The 19,798-nt window shown below is 39.3% G+C and carries 17 protein-coding genes; 4 read left to right on the top strand and 13 right to left on the bottom strand.

From position 1 onward, the window contains the following. Window positions 1–51: 51 nt before the first annotated feature. The 8 genes from ACE1EF_RS02290 to ACE1EF_RS02255 form a co-directional block, all read right to left on the bottom strand. The gene (locus ACE1EF_RS02290) at window positions 52–1,200 is read right to left on the bottom strand and encodes a glycosyltransferase family 4 protein (protein ID WP_375718988.1); all 1,149 of its coding nucleotides are present in this window, start codon (window positions 1,198–1,200) and stop codon (window positions 52–54) included. Window positions 1,201–1,431: 231 nt separating this feature from the next. Beyond that, window positions 1,432–2,469, bottom strand: coding sequence for a glycosyltransferase family 9 protein (locus ACE1EF_RS02285; protein WP_375718987.1), 1,038 nt, complete (start codon window positions 2,467–2,469; stop codon window positions 1,432–1,434). Window positions 2,470–2,493: 24 nt separating this feature from the next. Then, window positions 2,494–2,745: an ATP synthase F1 subunit epsilon gene (atpC, locus tag ACE1EF_RS02280; RefSeq protein ID WP_375718986.1), complete on the bottom strand. Its 252-nt coding sequence runs from the start codon at window positions 2,743–2,745 to the stop codon at window positions 2,494–2,496. Beyond that, the gene (gene atpD, locus ACE1EF_RS02275) at window positions 2,745–4,247 is read right to left on the bottom strand and encodes a F0F1 ATP synthase subunit beta (RefSeq protein WP_375718985.1); all 1,503 of its coding nucleotides are present in this window, start codon (window positions 4,245–4,247) and stop codon (window positions 2,745–2,747) included. The genes atpC and atpD overlap by 1 nt, the downstream gene beginning before the upstream one ends. 63 nt (window positions 4,248–4,310) lie before the next feature. Next, window positions 4,311–5,282 carry a polyprenyl synthetase family protein gene (locus ACE1EF_RS02270; RefSeq protein ID WP_375718984.1) on the bottom strand — a complete coding sequence of 324 codons (972 nt, stop codon included), beginning with the start codon at window positions 5,280–5,282 and terminating at the stop codon, window positions 4,311–4,313. A 112-nt stretch (window positions 5,283–5,394) separates the two neighbouring features. Beyond that, the gene (pyrF, locus tag ACE1EF_RS02265; protein WP_375718983.1) at window positions 5,395–6,228 is read right to left on the bottom strand and encodes an orotidine-5'-phosphate decarboxylase; all 834 of its coding nucleotides are present in this window, start codon (window positions 6,226–6,228) and stop codon (window positions 5,395–5,397) included. A gap of 236 nt (window positions 6,229–6,464) precedes the next feature. Then, window positions 6,465–7,553 carry a peptide chain release factor 1 gene (gene prfA, locus ACE1EF_RS02260; RefSeq protein WP_375718982.1) on the bottom strand — a complete coding sequence of 363 codons (1,089 nt, stop codon included), beginning with the start codon at window positions 7,551–7,553 and terminating at the stop codon, window positions 6,465–6,467. 7 nt (window positions 7,554–7,560) lie between these two features. Beyond that, complete coding sequence (locus ACE1EF_RS02255) at window positions 7,561–8,730, bottom strand: AIR synthase related protein (RefSeq protein ID WP_375718981.1); 1,170 nt, start codon at window positions 8,728–8,730, stop codon at window positions 7,561–7,563. 290 nt (window positions 8,731–9,020) lie between these two features. Between ACE1EF_RS02255 and ACE1EF_RS02250 the strand changes: the two genes are divergently transcribed. Next, entirely contained in the window at window positions 9,021–9,935 is a 915-nt protein-coding gene (locus tag ACE1EF_RS02250) for an ABC transporter ATP-binding protein (RefSeq protein WP_375718980.1), read from the top strand. Here the strand turns inward: ACE1EF_RS02250 and ACE1EF_RS02245 are convergent. The 4 genes from ACE1EF_RS02245 to mnmA form a co-directional block, all read right to left on the bottom strand. Next, window positions 9,919–11,889, bottom strand: coding sequence for a ComEC/Rec2 family competence protein (locus ACE1EF_RS02245; RefSeq protein WP_375718979.1), 1,971 nt, complete (start codon window positions 11,887–11,889; stop codon window positions 9,919–9,921). The two genes, ACE1EF_RS02250 and ACE1EF_RS02245, sit on opposite strands and share 17 nt — an antisense overlap. Window positions 11,890–11,982: 93 nt before the next feature. Further along, on the bottom strand, window positions 11,983–12,666 hold the full coding sequence (locus ACE1EF_RS02240) for a TrmH family RNA methyltransferase (RefSeq protein ID WP_375718978.1): 684 nt from the start codon (window positions 12,664–12,666) through the stop codon (window positions 11,983–11,985). Window positions 12,667–12,727: 61 nt separating this feature from the next. After that, window positions 12,728–13,000 (bottom strand): HU family DNA-binding protein, encoded by a 273-nt coding sequence (locus ACE1EF_RS02235; protein WP_375718977.1) that lies wholly within the window; start codon window positions 12,998–13,000, stop codon window positions 12,728–12,730. Window positions 13,001–13,256: 256 nt separating this feature from the next. Continuing rightward, a complete protein-coding gene (gene mnmA, locus ACE1EF_RS02230) occupies window positions 13,257–14,432 on the bottom strand; it encodes a tRNA 2-thiouridine(34) synthase MnmA (RefSeq protein WP_375718976.1) in 1,176 nt (391 codons plus the stop codon). Window positions 14,433–14,816: 384 nt separating this feature from the next. Between mnmA and ACE1EF_RS02225 the strand changes: the two genes are divergently transcribed. Genes ACE1EF_RS02225 through ACE1EF_RS02215 form a run of 3 tightly spaced genes read left to right on the top strand, consistent with a single transcriptional unit; the run spans window position 14,817 to window position 17,894 of the window. Continuing rightward, window positions 14,817–15,296, top strand: a complete 480-nt coding sequence (locus ACE1EF_RS02225; RefSeq protein WP_375718975.1) for an RNA polymerase sigma factor — start codon at window positions 14,817–14,819, stop codon at window positions 15,294–15,296. Between the two features lie 10 nt (window positions 15,297–15,306). Continuing rightward, window positions 15,307–16,383, top strand: coding sequence for a hypothetical protein (locus tag ACE1EF_RS02220; protein WP_375718974.1), 1,077 nt, complete (start codon window positions 15,307–15,309; stop codon window positions 16,381–16,383). Window positions 16,384–16,406: 23 nt separating this feature from the next. Then, window positions 16,407–17,894 carry an outer membrane beta-barrel protein gene (locus ACE1EF_RS02215; protein ID WP_375718973.1) on the top strand — a complete coding sequence of 496 codons (1,488 nt, stop codon included), beginning with the start codon at window positions 16,407–16,409 and terminating at the stop codon, window positions 17,892–17,894. 56 nt (window positions 17,895–17,950) lie between these two features. Here the strand turns inward: ACE1EF_RS02215 and ACE1EF_RS02210 are convergent, their stop codons facing one another. Beyond that, window positions 17,951–19,732 carry a MutS-related protein gene (locus ACE1EF_RS02210; protein WP_375718972.1) on the bottom strand — a complete coding sequence of 594 codons (1,782 nt, stop codon included), beginning with the start codon at window positions 19,730–19,732 and terminating at the stop codon, window positions 17,951–17,953. Window positions 19,733–19,798: the final 66 nt, after the last annotated feature.

Raw genomic sequence — 19,798 nt, 5'->3', positions numbered from 1 at the left:
TTAACCTCAACAAAAACCAATACCATTTCTGACCCTCTCAAAGGAGATGGTCTATCCTTTTGTAATAATATCAAGTAACTGCCGTGAAATAGCCGGCCAGTTATATGTTTTAATCACCCTTTTTCGTCCGTTTTTCCCCATCTCTAAAGCTTTGTCTTCATTCTGAAGCAGATATAAAATCTTTTCCGAGAGGGCTTCATCATCCTCAGGATCAACCAGAAAGCCACTGTAACCTTCTTCGATGGCATCCGGCACACCACCTGAGTTGCCTCCGATTACAGGTTTTTCACATGCGTTGGCTTCCAGGAATGTAATGCCGAATCCTTCGCTGTCCCCGTTCAGATACCGGCTCTGCATAACATAAATATCACACAGATTATAGTGATCCACCATTTCAGAGTTCTCAACATATCCTGAAAAATAAACATGATCCTCAAGCTCCAGTTCTTCGACCTGTTGCTTTAAATCAGCCATGTAATTCTCATTGTATGGTCCTGAAACAAGATAAACCACCTCTCCCAGATTGTCCTTAATCTTACTAATAGCTTTAATGACAACATCATGGCCTTTTCTTGGATTAACCCTGGCCAGTGTCATAATTATCTTCTTACCATCCAGACCATAGCGTTCACGCAGATAATCCGTATTGCTTTCCGGTTTAAAGTAGTTGTAGTCCACACCATTAGGCAGCACTGCAAGTTTTGATACAGGGGTGTTAAAATTTTCAGTAATTTTAGCTTTGGTAAACTCACTTACGGCAATGATCCTGAAACATTGATTAAATGTATGCTTCAGCCATAATTTTTTCAGAACCGGCATCTTGCGTGTTACCTCAAGTCCATGTGCAATCGTGATTAATTTAATCCCGTTTTTTCTGCAAATACCGGTTAATCCACGTGAAGCATTCCAGGTTGTAGCAATGCAAAAATCAGGAATATGACCTTGCTCTATCTGTTCTGCCAATATTTGTTTCCAGTAAAAAGTCCGTTTACGCTTCCAGTCGTTTCTTTTATGATATGAAACCCGGTAGCCAAAATCCTTGTCAAATTCAGGTGGATAATTATCAAAATGTCTGCAATGTACATTAACTTTTACGTTCTGCTCAACCAAGCCATCGGCAATACCTTTGGCCCACTGGGCTATTCCTCCAACCACCGGTGGAAAATCTTCTGAACAAATCGTTATTTTAAGTTGCTTCATTTTTTCAAATCTCATCCAAAACCAGAAAAAGCCGGGAGTACATTAACTAAAACGGGCGTTTTTCATGTTGATCATTTCACTCCGGTTATTTTGCAGCGCAGTTAAATACACCGGAGTAAATCATTTGATGCATTTTCCTGTAGCCCATTGTAAAATTAAGGCGCAAAGATAATGATTTATTATTACCATTAAAACGGTTATTTTGAGCCAGCTAACGCAAAGAAATCAGACTTAACCAATCTGCAGGGTTTTTTCGATCTCTTTTTTAACCAAACGGGGAGTAATATCAAACAGACATTTCTTTATTTCTGCAATCTTACATTCTGAATTGCCTTCCTTGGAACATGGACGGCAGGGAAGATCAATCTCCAATACTTTTATACTTTCGCCTGTGGTGTGTCCAAAAGCCGTTGGTCCCATAAATGCTATACCGTCTTTACCAAACAGATCTGCAGCATGCAGAAAACCGGTATCTGCCGATACAATAAAGTTAGACTGCTTAACCAGATAAAAACTTTCATTCAGGTTTGTTCGACCAGCAAGGTTTAAAACACGGTCCGGGGCAATATCAGCAATCTCTTTGGTGAATGTGTCATCCGGTCCTGCCACGACAATGAACTTGTATTCCGGCATTATTTCTACCAGTTGCTTCCAATGTTCCAGGGGCCATCTTTTCAGTTCCCAGGCAGCCGAAGGAATTATAGTAATTGTTTTCTCGTCGATACTGAACTGTTCACTGCTCAGCAATGCATCTACACTACTGGTCACCGTTTTGGGAAATAACCAGTTCTTATGCTTACGCGAAGAAAAATCTAAATCCAGTTTTCTCAGTGGCTTCTGAAAAGATATCATGCCTCTGAATGGCTGTGGAATAGCATCTTTTTTACCCAAACTGAAAAATAAAAACCGGTTAAAACGGTGTTTTTTGCGCACAATCACCTTTGGACTGTTTTTGAAAAAACGAAAAATAAGAGGATTTAAAACGAACCTTACCGTGTATGATCTTATATTCAAGTGAGCATCATAAATCAAATCAAACTTCTCTTTTTTCAATGCTCTGGCCATCCTGATCAGACCGAATAAACCATCTTCCCTGTCAAAATCCCAGACACGGTAAATATGCGGATCGGTCTTCAGTATAGACGCCATATCCGTCCTGGTAATCCAGTGGATCTGCGGATTATCATATTTACGATGAAAGCCACTGGTGACAGACATACATTGTATGACGTCACCAATAGAGCTAAACCGGATGATTAATATCTTCAAGTTGAAATGCTTTCAGAAAGGAAATTAAACAGCTTCGTTTATAAGGACAGTAATATTGTTATCTTTCACTTCCACATAGCCACTACTGATGCTATAGGTCTCATAGATGTGGCCACCCTTACTTAGTGCCACCTTCCCGGATGCCAGTACAGACATTAACGGTGCGTGATCCTCCAGAACCTGGAAACTTCCTGATTCACCAGGAAATTCTGCCATATCAGCATCTCCCTTATAAAGGACTTTGGTTGGTGTAATCACCTCTACATACATAGCCATTATTCTTTTAACAGTCTTTCTCCGTTTGCTATTGCTTCTTCTATTGAACCAACAAGATTGAAGGCCTGTTCCGGATACTTATCCAGTTCACCATCCATGATCATGTTAAAACCCTTAATCGTATCTTCAATAGGAACCATGACGCCTTTAATACCGGTAAACTGCTCTGCTACATGGAATGGTTGTGAAAGGAAGCGTTGTACGCGTCTTGCGCGGTGCACCACCATTTTATCTTCTTCAGATAATTCATCCATACCAAGAATAGCAATAATATCCTGCAGTTCCTTGTAACGCTGAAGAATTTCCTTCACACGCTGCGCACAGTTATAATGTTCTTCACCTACAATATCCGGTGTCAGAATTCTTGATGTTGAATCCAGTGGATCCACGGCCGGGTAGATACCCATAGAGGATATTTTACGGCTTAACACGGTTGTTGCATCCAGATGCGAGAAAGTTGTTGCAGGGGCCGGGTCCGTAAGGTCATCGGCTGGCACATAAATAGCCTGAACCGAAGTAATGGAACCGTTTTTGGTTGATGTAATGCGTTCCTGCATATTCCCCATCTCTGTAGCAAGTGTAGGCTGGTAACCTACTGCTGAAGGCATACGCCCAAGAAGAGCAGAAACCTCGGAACCAGCCTGGGTGAAACGGAAAATGTTATCTATAAACAACAGAATATCACGACCTGCTCCTGTTCCGTCACCATCACGAAACTTTTCAGCAACCGTAAGAGCTGATAAAACCACCCTTGCCCTTGCTCCGGGAGGTTCGTTCATCTGTCCAAAAATCATACTTACCTGTGAGTCCTTAATCTGTTCTTCATCCACCTTGGATAAATCCCAGCCGCCCTCTTCCATACTTTTCAGGAATTCGTCGCCGTACTTCACAATTTTGGATTCAATCATCTCACGCAGAAGATCATTACCTTCACGCGTACGTTCACCAACACCGGCAAACACAGATAATCCGGAGTGTCCCTTTGCAATATTATTGATCATCTCCTGTATCAGCACAGTCTTTCCCACACCGGCACCACCGAAAAGACCAATTTTACCCCCTTTTACATAAGGTTCAATGAGATCGATAACTTTAATACCGGTAAATAATACCTCCGTCTTGGTAGAAAGATCTTCGTATGCAGGGGGTGCTTTATGTATGGGTTCACTGTTTTCCTTAGAAATGGCACTCAAACCATCAATGGTTTCACCAACAACATTCAGTAAACGTCCCTTAACCTGGTCTCCGACAGGCACTTTAATCGGTGATCCGGTTATAATAACCTTCATCCCCCGTTTAAGTCCGTCAGTGGAATCCATTGCAATGGTACGAACGGTATTTTCACCTATATGTTGCTGACATTCCACCACAAGTGGAGAACCTGAATCTCTTGGAATTTCGAGTGCTTCGTAAATGGCGGGCAATTCTATGCCTTCACCTTCAAAACTAACATCAACAACAGGACCAATGACCTGGGAAACTTTACCTTCTGCTAATGACATATTTCTGGTTTTTGTGTGCTAAAATATGAATTTATTGTTTGTAATAAAAGAACCCTTTCGAAATTATTTTGTTCGCTTCATTAATGAATCAGCCAGATTTTTTAATTCAACCGCTACATCTTTATTACCCGACACTTTTTCCAACTCGGTAATTGCAGTGTTGTAAAAGGATTCCATCTTTTTTGTTGCCAGAACTTTTACGCCAGTGTTATCGTAGATTTCCCGAACAGCTTTGATTTTTTCATTCCGGTCAAACTCATCGGCACCTAACCATTTATCGAGTTCCGATCTTTCCTGACCTTTGGCTTCGTTTAATGCGGACAGCAGCAGAAAAGTCTTCTTGTTTGAAACGATATCCCCACCGGGTTCCTTCCCGAAATTATCTTTATCGGCATAAACATCCAGAATGTCATCCATTAACTGAAAGGCCAATCCGATATTGATTCCGAAGTTATATAAATGATTTGAATTTTCAGCTGATGCATTTCCGGTTATAGCACCGATCTTAAGGCTTGATCCAAGCAGGACAGCTGTTTTCAGCCTGATCATGTTGAGGTACTCGTCAATGGTAACATCTTCCCGGTTCTCGAAATCCATATCGTATTGTTGCCCTTCACATATTTCGAGTGCCACTTTCGAAAACTCATTCTGTACGTCCTGAAGATACCTGGGTTCGCATCCGGCAACAAACTGATAGGCCATAATGAGCATGGCATCTCCGGACAAAATTGCAGTGTTTTCGTTCCATTTCACGTGAACAGATGGTTTACCACGCCGAATATCAGCCATGTCCATGATATCATCATGCAGTAAGGTAAAATTATGGAATACCTCTATGCCGATCGCAGGCATCAGTGCTTTTTCCGGTTTGGAATCAAACAAAGCATGAGCCATAAGAACAAGGGCCGGACGGATGCGCTTTCCTCCGTTAGCAAGAGTGTAAGCAATGGGGTCGTACAACCCCTGAGGTGGCCTTTTAAAATTTATTTCCCCCAGCTTCTCTTCCACCAGGTTAAGTGCATCGGTAAAATTCATTAGCTATGTAAAGATATGTAACAAGATTTAAGATATAAATTAAGATACTTTCGCAGACATTTAAAGTTGATATTTGTCTATGGTCTATCGTCTTATATCAATCGTCTTTTATTTAAATTAAATTATATGTGCTGAGTGCTTCAGCCATTTCTGCAGCAAGTTCCTTTGCTTTTTGCCCTGCAACCTCAGCGAATTTATCTGATGAATCAGCATAAATGATGCCCCGTGAAGAATTTACAAGCAGACCACACTGCGTGTTGATGCCGTATTTAACCACGTCCTGCAAACTTCCGCCCTGTGCACCAACACCCGGAACCAATAAAAAATGATCCGGAATAATTTTTCTTATATCGGATAACATTTCTGCTTTTGTGGCACCAACAACGTACATCATATTATTGATATCGCCCCATGCCTTAGATGTTTTTATAACCTGTTCGTACAGCTTATCTCCTGTTTCATTGTCTTTTATAAACTGGAAATTGAATGCACCTTTATTCGATGTTAGTGCAAGTAAGATCACCCACTTTTCAAAATATGTCATAAAAGGTTTCACGGAGTCCTCACCCATATATGGTGCCACTGTAACAGCATCAAAATCCATGTGATCGAAAAATGCCCTGGCATACATGGCTGAAGTATTTCCGATATCACCACGTTTTGCATCTGCTATAATAAAAATATTTTCATCTACACTCCGGATATAATTCACCGTCTTCTCCAGGCTTTCCCATCCTTTTACACCCAGCGATTCATAAAAGGCTAGATTTGGCTTATAAGCAACAGTTACCTTATGCGTGGCATCTATAATTTCTTTATTAAATGCAAATATCGGATCGGTTGTATCCTTTAATTGTTTGGGAATTTTGTTAATATCAGTGTCTAGCCCGACACATAAAAATGATTTTTTCAGTTTGATCTGCCCGAAAAGTGCGTTGGAATCCATTTTTTATGTTTTTGTGCAAAAATAATAAACTATCTCTTTTATGCATCCCATTTATTCTAAAAGACAGTTAAAAATAGCAGCAGGGATCAAGACTCAAGTTATAAGATGTAAGATTTAAGACGCGAGGTTTGATTTGCTTAAATGTATAATTGGCATTATAAATGAACATCAATAAAAAACCCCTTGCGGGGAACAAGGGGCATATAATAAATAAAACTAATGTCTTATGTCTGCAATTAATATCCTGCTTCTTTCAGTTTTTCAGTATTCTCAGCTATCATCAGCTTATCAATTATATCCTGAATATCGCCATCCATTATTGCTGATAAGTTATAAAGTGTCAGGTTGATCCTGTGATCGGTTACACGTCCCTGCGGATAATTGTACGTACGGATCTTGGCCGAACGGTCACCCGTTGACACCATTGTTTTACGTTTGGCAGATAACTCTTCCATTCGTTTCTGATATTCCAGATTATATAAACGGGTACGTAACTCAGCCATTGCTTTATCCAGGTTTTTCAGCTTGGATTTCTGATCCTGACAAGTTACCACAATACCAGATGGTATATGAGTCAAGCGAATGGCTGAATATGTTGTATTCACCGACTGTCCACCCGGGCCAGATGAACAGTATTCATCCCGCCGGATATCTTCATTCCGCAATTCCACATCAAACTCCTCAGCTTCTGGAAGAACAGCCACGGTAGAAGCAGACGTATGTACACGTCCCTGTGTTTCTGTCTGAGGAATCCGCTGTACCCGATGTACACCCGATTCATATTTCAGTATACCATAGACGCCCTCTCCAGTTACATTAAAAACGATCTCCTTGTATCCACCCGATGTACCTTCGTTGTAATGCGTAACCTCAACCCGCCAGCCTTTGGTTTCACAATATTTGGTATACATGCGGAACAGATCACCGGCAAAAATACTGGCTTCGTCACCACCGGTTCCTGCACGAATTTCCATCACCGCATTCTTGGCATCTTCCGGATCAGCCGGAACAAGCATAATTTTAATCTGCTCTTCTTTCGGTGCAACCTGTGGTTCCAGTTCTTCCAGTTCCATTTTTGCCATTTCACGCAATTCCTGATCACTCTCCTCTGCAAGAATTTCCTTGGCAGTGGCAATGGTATCCAGCGTTTGCTCGTATGATTTGGCAACCTTAACGAGTTTATCTAAATCTTTATATTCCTTATTCAGTTTTACATAACGGTTCATGTCAGCAATTACTTCAGGATCTGTAATTAACTGCGACACTTCCTCAAACCGGATCTTCACGGTTTCGAGCCGTTGCAAAAGACTATTCTTTTCAGCCATAATTGTTTTAATAAGTAAACTCCCCAAATTCAGATCTGATGGTCAGGGAATTGGCATCAGATGCTTCACAACGTCCAACAATTCTGGAATCCAGATTGAACGATTTTGCAATATCCATCACCTTTTGTGCATGAGTTTCAGGCAGATAAACTTCCATCCTGTGCCCCATATTAAACACCTTATACATCTCCTTCCAGTCCGTCCCCGATTCTTTCTGAATAAGTTCAAAAAGAGGTGGTACAGGAAACAGATTATCTTTTATTACTTTCAGGTTATTTACGAAATGCATCACCTTGGTTTGCGCACCACCGGAGCAATGTACCATTCCGTTAACCTCAGAACCAAGTTCATCCAGAAGCGCTTTAACGACTGGCGCATATGTACGGGTTGGCGACAGCACCAGCTTCCCGGCATCCAGTCCCAGACCTTCAATTTTATCTGTTAAGCGGTATGATCCGGAATATACCAGATCGTCATCTATGGCAGCATCGTAACTCTCAGGATATTTTTCAGCAAGATAATGTGCAAATACATCATGACGTGCTGATGTCAGTCCGTTACTGCCCATACCACCATTGTATGCACTTTCGTAACTTGTCTGACCGGAAGATGACAGCCCAACAATGACATCACCGGCTTTAATATTATCGTTGGAGATTACCCTGGAACGATGCATACGGGCTGTAACTGTTGAATCCACAATGATGGTCCTTACCAGATCGCCCACGTCTGCCGTTTCTCCTCCGGTGCTGTACACCGAAATCCCCATGTCCCGCATTTCCTGCATCAGCTCTTCCGAGCCATTAATGATCGCAGAGATCACTTCACCGGGAATCAGGTTTTTATTCCGTCCGATGGTAGATGAAACCAAAATATTTTCAACGGCTCCAACACATAGCAAATCATCAATATTCATAATCAGGGCATCCTGCGCAATACCTTTCCAGACCGACAAATCGCCTGTTTCTTTCCAGTACATATAAGCCAGCGAAGATTTTGTACCTGCTCCATCTGCATGCATGATATTGCAGTAATCAGGATCGCCACCGAGATAATCGGGCACTATTTTGCAGAAAGCCTTTGGAAAAATTCCCTTATCCACATTTTTTATGGCATTGTGTACATCATCTTTTGAAGCTGAAACACCGCGTTTATCGTACCTTGAACTGCTCTCCATTGTAAGTGTTGAAAAAATTTGTGCAAAAATACCGAACTAACATCAAAGCAGCAAATTTATTTAAGACACAAGATATATGACGTAAGAATCAAGATTTTCCTTTTTTGAAAATGGAGATGTTCAGATACATCGGAATCGAGGATTTTAGAATGAACATTCTTCACCACAAATACAAATCAAGGTTTGATTTTTCGTATACACAATTAGGATTTTTGTAAAAAATCTTGTGTCTTGTGTCTGATTTCTTGGTTCTGAAAGAAAAAATGTATTTTTGCTTAAAACAAAAAAATATGAGTAAGTCCCTTATCGAAGCCCGCGACGTTGTAAAAGCATATTCCAATCATGTAGCGTTGGATAAAGTGTCCATATCCGTTCCTGAAAACCATATTTTTGGGTTACTCGGACCTAACGGAGCCGGAAAGACCACTCTGATCCGCATTATTAATCAGATTACAGCACCCGACAGTGGTGAACTTCTGCTTGACGGACGAAAAATGTCTAACCTGGATGTGGAACAAATCGGCTATCTGCCTGAAGAAAGGGGATTATACCGTAAAATGAAAGTTGGAGAACAAGCTCTTTATCTTGCTCAACTCAAGGGGTTAAGCAGGAATGATGCTATGAAAAAACTGAAGTTCTGGTTTAATAAATTCGATATTCTGCCCTGGTGGGATAAAAAGGTTGAAGAACTATCAAAGGGAATGCAGCAGAAAGTTCAGTTTATTACAACCGTACTGCATGAACCTAAACTGCTCATATTTGATGAACCTTTCAGTGGCTTTGACCCTGTGAATGCTCAACTGTTAAAAGATGAAATTCTGGAATTAAAGAAAAAAGGTGCAACCATTATTTTTTCTACCCATAACATGAGTTCTGTAGAAGAAATCTGCGACGACATTGCGCTCATCAATAAATCAAAAGTCATACTTGAAGGTAATGTTACGGATATTAAAAACACCTATAAATCCAATAAATTCAGGTTTATGATCGAAGGGAAAAACGATTCACTTAACGGCGATCTTCCACAATGGGCTGAATTACTGGATAAAAAAGAGAAGAAAGACAACCTTGAACTGATGATCCAGCTTGAGGAAGATCATAAACCAAACGAAGTATTGAAAATTCTGATGAAAGAGCATTCTATCCTCGGATTTGAAGAACAGATTCCCAGCATGAATGATATTTTTATTAAGGTGGTAAGCTGATCGTCCCTTGAGTTAATACTATAACAAATGCACCATCTTCCCTTATATCATGATAAGAAATGGTATTTGTTTTGCACCAGTCTTTAATCTTTTCCCGGTCGTAATAACTGCATGAACGCAGAATAATGCACTGTTTTATATAGGGTAAGGCACTTATTAAATCCTTGGGAAAGGTTTCGAAAAGCAGATATCTTTGAACCGGTAATCCCATCATCCGTTCGTTTCGATCCGAAACCAGTTGAAACAGTTGTTCTCCTGCATACGTAAATTTTTTCAGGTGTTCTTCATTTACATTTTGAATACCTGTACTATTTACATAATCCTCAACACACTGATCAGGCTCATCCAAATTGGAATGATAAAATGTACATGTTTTTCCACTGCGATCGGCTATAATGGTTGAACCGGAATTAAACAGAACCACCTCTCTCCTCTTTTCTGTCTGGTAGCTGGTGAAACCACTGAGCAAAATCAAAGCGATCCCCAAAACGGCAATGTGTTTTATTAATCCGGGATTCTGACGATACAGCAGCATAATCACAGCAATGAAAAGTCCATACAATAGCAATACCATTATAAAAGTGATATTAATTCCTGAAAAAACAGCACTGTTCAATCCGGAAACAAATTCAGGAACGAGATTAATATAAGTTATAAGCCAATCCAGTGGTTTGGCAATAAACCTAACCGGGATACCAATTGCTCCGAGGATAATGATAACAAAGTTGTAAATCAGCGCAATACCGATAAACGGTATTATAAATATGTTTGTGATCAGAAAATACTTTGGAAACTGCTTAAACCATAATAAGACCAGTGGCAAAGTCCCTGGTTGTGCTGCCAATGTCACAAGTGATATTTCAAAAAATCTTTTTATTAAAACCGGCTTTTCTCTCAGGTAAGGTGCCACAAGATTCATAAAAAGCAAAATAGATAAAACCGCACCATAACTCAACCAGAATCCCGGTTCAAACAAATAATGGGGATCTGCTATAACAATAATAAAAGCGCTGATGGAAATCACATTATAAATAAGATGAGGTTTTCTCAACAACCTGGTCAGATCAATGAGAATAAACATGATGACTGCCCTGGTCACCGATGGACTTAAACCTGTAAAAAAAGCATAAAGAACCAGAACAACAGTAATAATTAAGAATGAAAGCGACCCTCCGTATTTTGTTTTAGAGACAGTTTTTAACAAAGAAAAAATCATCATGTATAAAATTCCCACATGTAAGCCGCTGACTGCCAAAATATGTATAACCCCCGAATTTTGAAAAGCCAGTTTCTGCTCATCGGATATCAGGCTTTTATCACCGGAAGTCAGTGCATACAGTAATGCTTCATTTTCAGGTTTAAAACCTGCATCACGATACAGCCGTTTCAGTTTTTCCTTGAGCATCCAGACAAGGTGGTAATAATCTTTTTTCACCTCTAAAACTTCTGTCGATTCCACAAACCCGCTGGCTGTAATATGCTGCCGCTTCAAATATGATGCAAAATCATATTCACCCGGATTCCCTTTGTTCTGAACTTTAGCGAAAACAGCACGGATAAGTATGATGGCTCCGGGAACCACTTCAGGATCATCTGTGTTAAGAAATAAGCTTGCCTTATATTCCCTTTCTGAATTTTGTGCCTTAATGGTTTTAACCACTATTATAGCTCTTTCTTCAGTTAAAGGACGTTTTTGCTCCACCCGGCCAACAATGATATCCCGACCGTATTGCGGATATACAATATGATTTGCTTCATGAAGATGAAATAAAAGAAACCCGGCTGCGATCAGGAATACATTCAGGCATACAGCAAATACCGCATTTTTCAGACCTTTTTGAATGTGATAATAACAAAGAAAAATACAAAGTAAAACTGTGCTTATACTCAATGGCAAAATAAAACCATCATGTTTTTCCAGGGAGACAAAGAAATATACAAATGTTCCCGTCATGAGCGGTAACAGTAATCTTGAAAAAGATACTAGTGGTATTACAGACTTTGGGTTCAAGGCATTAAATTTGGATAACAACCAAATTTAAGGAAATTATTTCAAACAGGTTCGTTCTTTATTGTAACGCTCAAGGATAAGATCGCTTTTCTTAATGGTTTTCGTCAACCACTCATATTTAAGGGCATTTGATTCAGCCGTTGTAAGTTGCCAGTTTATACCACCGGCTTTTAATCTTTTAACCAGATCATGCAGGCAAATGGCTGCAGATACTGAAATATTGTAACTTTCGGTAAAACCATACATTGGAATACGCAGAAATGCATCCGCATACTCCTCTACGGTATTTGAAATTCCGGATTGCTCTGTTCCGAATACCAGGGCAAACCGGCCCTCTTCAAGGTTAAAATCTTCCAGTAAAATATCGTTTGTATGTGGTGTGGTCGCGATAATCCTGTATCCCTCATTTTTTAACTGTTTCAATGCATTTGCCGTATTTTCAGTCCGGCCGTTATACTTATGCATAGTCAGCCACTTGTCTGATCCAAGTGCCACATCCGGATTCACATCGTATTCGTTATAGTTTTCAATGATGTGTACATCCTGTACCCCAAAACAATCACATGTTCTCAGCACCGCACTGGCGTTTTGTGACTGAAAAATATCTTCCAGAACAACAGTAATATAACGGGTTCGTTCGGCAAGAACCCTGTTTATCACAGCATTACGTTCATCAGTAAGGAATTGTGTAAGGTATTGTATTAAATCCGGATCAAACATTATAAAATAAAAATGGGAGTACGCGTTGTGCACTCCCAAATATCTTTACCAGAAAAACTGATTAATTTACTGCATCACCTAATTCAGCACCTGCTTTAAATTTAACAACTTTTTTGGCAGGGATTTGAATAGTAGCTTTAGTTTGAGGGTTGATACCAGTTCTGGCACCTCTTTCAGATACTGAGAAAGATCCAAAACCTACTAAACCTACACGATCACCAGCTTTAAGTGCATCAGTAACGGAAGCAACAACAGCGTCGAGGGCTTTTTTGGCATCGGCTTTGCTAAGTCCAGCTTTATCAGCAATTGCATCAATTAATTGAGCTTTGTTCATAATAAATTTTTTTTAGAGTTAACAATTAGTTTTTCTTGAAACACTCACAAATTTATATGAAAAAACCAATTAACCAAACGTTTTCAGGGAAAAATCACATTTATTTAATGATTTGTACCTTTATTTAATATTAAGTAGTAAAAATATGCTGTAGAGCACCAAAATTCGCGTATGAAAAGCGTTTTGGAATTTTTATTCGAAAAATGAAAATTTTTGCTTAACACAAATTTAATAATCTAAATCCGTGAATTAAATTCTAAGCATCTATTACACCTGAACCGATCAGCTCATCGTTATGATACCAGGCTGCAAACTGTCCCGGTGTAACAGCCCTTTGAGATTCATCAAAAATAATAAACACACCAGCAGGCCTCATATATAAAGTAGCTTTCTGCAGCGGCTGACGGTATCTTATCCTGACGTCAAACCTACGCTCGTCACCCTGTTGCATCTCTAAATCCGGTCTCACCCAATGGACTTCATCCTTTTTTATAAACAATCCCTTTCTGAACAATCCCGGATGCTCCTGCCCTTCTCCAACATATATTATATTGGTATCCGTATTGGTTCCCAATACAAACAGGGGTTCTTTATACCCACCAATGTTTAAACCTTTTCGTTGCCCTACGGTATAGTAGTGCGCCCCGTTATGTTCCCCTATTTTTTTTCCCCGAACCGCAGTAAAATCATAAGGTGCTGATAAACGGATCAGATCTTCATCCGATAAAATCTTATCATCCTGCTGTTCCTTAAAGATTCGTTGTGTAGAGAACACTTCTATCACATTTCCCTTTTGAGGTTCCAGTTTCTGTTTTAAAAAATCCGGTAAATGCACCTTACCCACGAAGCAAATCCCCTGACTATCTTTCCGGTTGGCGGTAGGCAGTTTCGCTTTTTCCGCAATTTTCCGAACCTCTGGTTTTGTTAATTCACCGATAGGAAACAGAGCTTTTGACAACTGTACCTGGCTAAGCTGACATAAAAAATAACTTTGGTCCTTATTGTCATCCCGACCGGCCAACAGCGCATATGTTCCATTATGTTCAGCTCTGCGGCAATAATGTCCCGTTGCTACAAGATCTGCCCCTTTTTCAAGAGCTACATTCAGAAATTCATCAAATTTTATCTCCCGGTTGCACAATACATCCGGATTAGGCGTACGACCCTTACCATACTCATCAAACATATAGTCCACAACCCGCTGCCTGTATTTTTCAGACAGGTCGACCAGCTCAATGGGAATATCCAGTTTTTTAGCCACCATTTGTGCCAGATCCCAATCATCCTCCCAGGTACAACTGCTGGTTATTGTTCCTGTCCTGTCGTGCCAATTCACCATAAACAGACCGTGTACATCATAACCCTGCTCTTTCAACAGATATGCTGCGACACTGGAATCAACCCCACCCGATAAACCAACAATTATTTTCATCTTTTAAGTATCAGGTATCAGGTATCAGGTATCAGGACTTTTTAATTACGAATTTGAAATATTGAATTACAAATTTTGTTGACTTTTAAATCTTTTCATTTATTTTTTCATTAGCAGTCTTCAACTACCCATAAACTATCTCCAAAATTATCTTGTGTCTTGATTCTTGATACTTGATACTTATTAAGCCACAAAGATAACAAATGAAAATTGAATTACGGAGTCAGCTTAATGGGTTACCAATCAGGTATTTCGTTAAAAGTTCTTATTTGCTGCAGACAATATCTTAAATTTACAGCATATTTAATTCGTGTTCATAAATTTTAATACTGATGTAACTTTTTAAATAGTATTACGTCTTGCATATGGAAATAAGATGAGAAAGTGACGACAAAAGAGTACAATATCATAGTGGATGATTTTAGTGACAGACTTTACCGTTACGTTTTGAAGACCATGAAAGATGCGGATGCATCCATGGACATCGTACAGGACAGTTTTGAAAAGCTTTGGAAAAACCGTGAAAAGGTTGAGGTTGAAAAAGCTGCTCCCTGGCTCTTTAAAACATCGTATAATGCGGTTATAGATGTTAAACGTAAAGGCTACAGGCAGATTTATACAGATACCATGCCTGAACAGGGTGAAGAACGGAACTACAGCGATTTGAAAGAGATCCTGGATGAGGCACTCTCTAAAATCAATGAAAGACAACGCACCGCTATTATATTAAGGGATTACGAAGGTTATTCTTACCAGGAAATTGGCGAAATTATGGAATTGAATGAAGGTCAGGTAAAGATAACCATATATCGTGGCAGAGTCGCTTTAAAAGAGTACATAGGCGCATTGGACGTTGTTATTTAAAAAGATTGAGATGAACATTAACAGAGAAAATTACGAATTATTTATTGTCGATTTGCTGGATGGGACCATCTCAGAAGATGTAAAGAAAGAATTACAGCTCTTCCTGGTGGAAAATCCGGATATATGGAAAGAAGTGCAGGGACTGGATGCAACATTTCTTAAACCTGAAAAGATTTCATACCCGGATAAAGCAGCTCTGAAACAATCGGTATTTGAAGACGAAGTGTTCTTTAATGAAACAGCTGTTGGATATCTGGAGAATGATATCACAGAAGATGAAAAAGCAGATTTTGAGACCTTTATCAATACACACAATTCAGCAAAAAGAGCTTTCGCGTTGTTTTCATTAACCAAACTCAGGCCTGATTTAACGGTGCTGTTTCCTGACAAGGATATGTTATATCATAAAACAAAGGTTATTCCTTTATTTATGCGCTTTGGCAGAATAGCATCAGTTGCGGCTATTTTTCTGTTTGCCATGTTTTATTTTAAACCTTGGCAGATACGGAAAACACAACCTATTGAAATTCAGCAACAACAAAAGATTGCAGAATTGTCAGATATTCAATCAGATTCTTCTGCGGAGAAATTATCGGATACAGACAAAGAATTAAAGGACAATGCAACAGATGCAGCAGGTGTTGTAGCAGTGGTTACGCCAGAAATTGCAAATAATAAGCAGACTAAAAATTCAACCGTTCAAATTTCGGATCAAACCGCTTACAGAACAGAGTCTGTTGAAGAGTTTACCGGAGAACGAACCGAATATCAGGAACTTAAACCCAAAAAAGCAAAGCCGGCTAAATATATTCTGATTGTCAGGCCGACCATTACAGCCAATGATGAATTCATAGCTGCCAACGATCAAAAACCTATGCAGCGTTTTGCTAAAACAGGCGAAAAACTGCTCTCCCAGGGAATAAATATCGAACGGGAACAGGTTGAAAAAGGGGTGTTAAACGTACTGAAAATGGCATCTAACGATAGAATAAATTACGAAACAAGTAAAAATGGCAAGGTGAGTAAAATAAATGTAAACAGCGATTTACTGGCTTTTACTCTACCCATAAGAAAAAACAATAAATAACAAACAACTAACAAATATTAATTATGAAGCGATTAACAGTTTTACTAGGGGGATTATTTGTGTTTATCTGGTCAATAAGCGCACAGGATACTACAAAATTGGATGTAGGTACAAAAGGAGAAGTAACTGTTGTAAATAAAGGAACGTCAACGGTCATTACCATTGATGCGGACAGCCTTAACCAGGTGATTGAAACCGTGGCCTCAGAACTCGTGGAAAGTATGAATCTGATGCTCAAGGAACTTTCAGTAAGCATGGATAAGATGTCAAAGGAACTCGACAAAGCCATTAAAGAGCAGAATGCCATCGATCAAAAAGAGCAACAGCTTATGGCCGATGAACAGCAAAAGATGGCTAAAGAGCAGGTTGAAGCCAGGAAAAAAGAACTGGAGGCCCAAAAAATGGCTATGAAAGAACAGCAGTCAGAACTCAGGGAACAGATGATAGCCAGTGAACAGGAATACAGAAAGCAGCTGGCGCAGATGGAACAGTACAAAAAGGTTAAGGATGCTATTATGGAAAACCGTGATGAACTGGAAAATATCAACGGGAAAGTTACCATTGAAATAGCTGAACCGGTACTGAAATCCACATCCATTACAAAAAAGTCGAATGCAGATACAACGGAAGTCAAAATTGTGGGCAAATCCGTAGTCAAAGTAGTTGATGGCAATGATGCTTCCGAACTGGCAATTGGTGGCTACAACAACATATATATCGCAGATAAAGGCGGTGACACCGTTGAGGTTCGCCTTGGAAAGAAAATGATGCGTGTTACCGATATAAACGGAAAAGCAGATGTTTCATTCGACAGGATTCAAAAAGATGACGATGAGGAAGCTATTGAACATCATGTTAAAAAAGGAAAATTCAAAGGCCACTGGTCAACATTTGATCTTGGGATGAATACATTTACTGCTCCCGATTACAGCATGTACGGTGCTAATCCCGGCTTTACTCCCACCAATGAATTCATGGAACTGAATTATAATAAATCCGTTGAGGTTAATATTAATCCGTTCCATTTTAACCTGGGAATTATTAACGGCAGGACTCAGCATTCGGCTAAAATGGGAATTGTTGCCGGTCTGGGCTTTAATTTTAATAATTATACCTTCGATAATAATCTGACTCTTGCAAAAATGAATAACCGCATTGAACCGGTTGATCTTGGCGTTACAGAAAATATTGAAGCGAAGAAGACAAAACTCACAACAAGTTATCTTACTGTTCCGGTCATGCTTGAAATCACATTGCCAGGTGGCGATGCTTTCATATCTGCCGGTGCCATCGGTGCACTAAAGCTCGGATCACACACAAAGTATAAAACATCCAATGTTAAGGAAAAGAATCATGGTGACTTTTATCTGAATCCGTTCCGTTATGGTTTTACTGCCAGAATCGGTTACAAAGGTCTGAGCCTCTACGGCACTTACTACGTTTCAGAATTATTCCAGGAAAACAAGGGACCGCTTACCACTCCGTTTTCAGTTGGTATCGGTATCATGTAATACTAAATTCGTTTTAATCATTTTTAGGCAGATGTAGGTTCAACATCTGCCTTTTTTTATATCAGCCCCATATTTTTCATTAATATGGTGGCATTCATCGTGGTTGTTACTCCATCCCTGATGGTATAATCGTAAATTACCTTTTCACCCTCAAAATTCAGTTCAAAACATATAAGATGAAAACGTTTATCATTTTCAGATAATACTTTAAGTTCCAGATCGTGAGTTGCTACCAAACCGCAAACAGGCAATTCAATCATTTTTTTCAGCAATAATACTGATCCTTTTCGCTTATCCTCAGAGTTTGTACCTTTTAAAGGCTCATCAATCGCTATCACCACCGGCTCACCCTTGACTGCCTCATCCATCATATGTTTCAACCGGATCAGCTCAGCCTGAAAATAGGAGACGTCATCGATTAAATTATCAAAGGTTCGTATACTTGAAAATATGGATGCCGGCTTATACCGAAACCTGTTGGCACACACTGCGGATCCGGCAGATGCCAGAACAAGATTCACCAGCACAGTACGTAAAAAGGTACTTTTACCGGACATATTAGCCCCGGTAACTATATGCAATTCACCTGTTGATGATATTATAAAATCATTGCATACCCTTTTATCAGAAGGAATTAGAGGATGTCCCAGTTTAACCGCATTTAAGAATTCTTTTCCCTCTGGATCAGGAAATACAAACGCTGGATTATTGTAATTAAAATTTCCGATACTTATTAATGCATCAAATTCCGCAATCTGAACAATCCATACCGCAACCTCTTCCCTGTACCTGTTCAGCCAACGGTTAAACCGAAGAATTAACCACAGGTCCCGCATATAGATACCATTCAATAAAAATGAAGTAAACATATTTAACCGGTTTTCAAATGCATTTAGCAAAAGTTCCGATTGTTTTATGGCATTTAAAGCTGAGTCCGGTTTATCAATCAACTCACGTTTAAGATTTCCCAGCAAGGCGGATTTAAACTTATACCGATCAATCGTTCTAAGTAATCTGGCATCCCGTTTCAGGTTTTTACTTATTATATCAATAATCCGGTGGTAGCCGTTGATGCGTTTTAAAAATGATCCAACAATAAAAAGCTGCAACAGAAAAACAACAACAGGAATAGTAGAAGTTATTGTTCCCAGTGATGCGAGAATAACAGTAAACAAGAATAATAATGGCACAAATAATAACAGTAGTCTGTAAGTAATCTTCTCTGAATGGACGGTATAAAGTTCATCTGACTGAAGCAATTCTTTAATATTATCCTTCGGAACCAATGGATGGAGGTACTTCTCTGCAATAAAATCCTGCCTTAATGCGGTATTTCCACAGAGCTCATTAATAGCTTCCTGACGCAGTTTTATGGTTTCAGTATCCTTCCTGATTTGGTTTAATGCAGCTGCTAAAACGACTTCACCTTTAGGTGTGACGCTACGGTTTATGTGTTTAAAAAGGGATCCTTCTCCAAATATATCAATGTCGTAACTATACGGATGTCTGGGATCAATATAATTTTTTCCATTATCGAATACAGGATGTGAATGTTGCTTCTCCGATTTTAATTCGTCTTCATTTAAAGCCCTGAGAGCCTTTTTATATTTCAATATATCTGATAATCTGCCATCTTTAATTAAAGTGGCTACAAAAAGCGCCACCGCTACTAATGGAACTAAAAATGAATACCCTTTAACAAAAAGGTAGATAGTTGCTGCTGATATGAGAAAAAGAACCAGTCTCAAAACAGAATATATATTATGTTTTTTTGTTAATTTCTGAATTTCAACGTCCAGGTCTGCAATACGTTTATTATATTCTCCTGATGGTAGCATAGTGATACTTGTTTAAACAAAAAAGGGTGCTGTAAAGCACCCTTAAATATAGAATAAATGATTGGA

The sequence above is a fragment of the Quyinboa sediminis genome, from assembly GCF_042219855.1.
In the GTDB taxonomy this organism is placed as follows: domain Bacteria; phylum Bacteroidota; class Bacteroidia; order Bacteroidales; family UBA5342; genus JBHJHP01.
The sequence above is the reverse complement of the archived record's forward strand: the minus strand, read 5'-3'. Positions and strand labels throughout refer to the sequence as shown.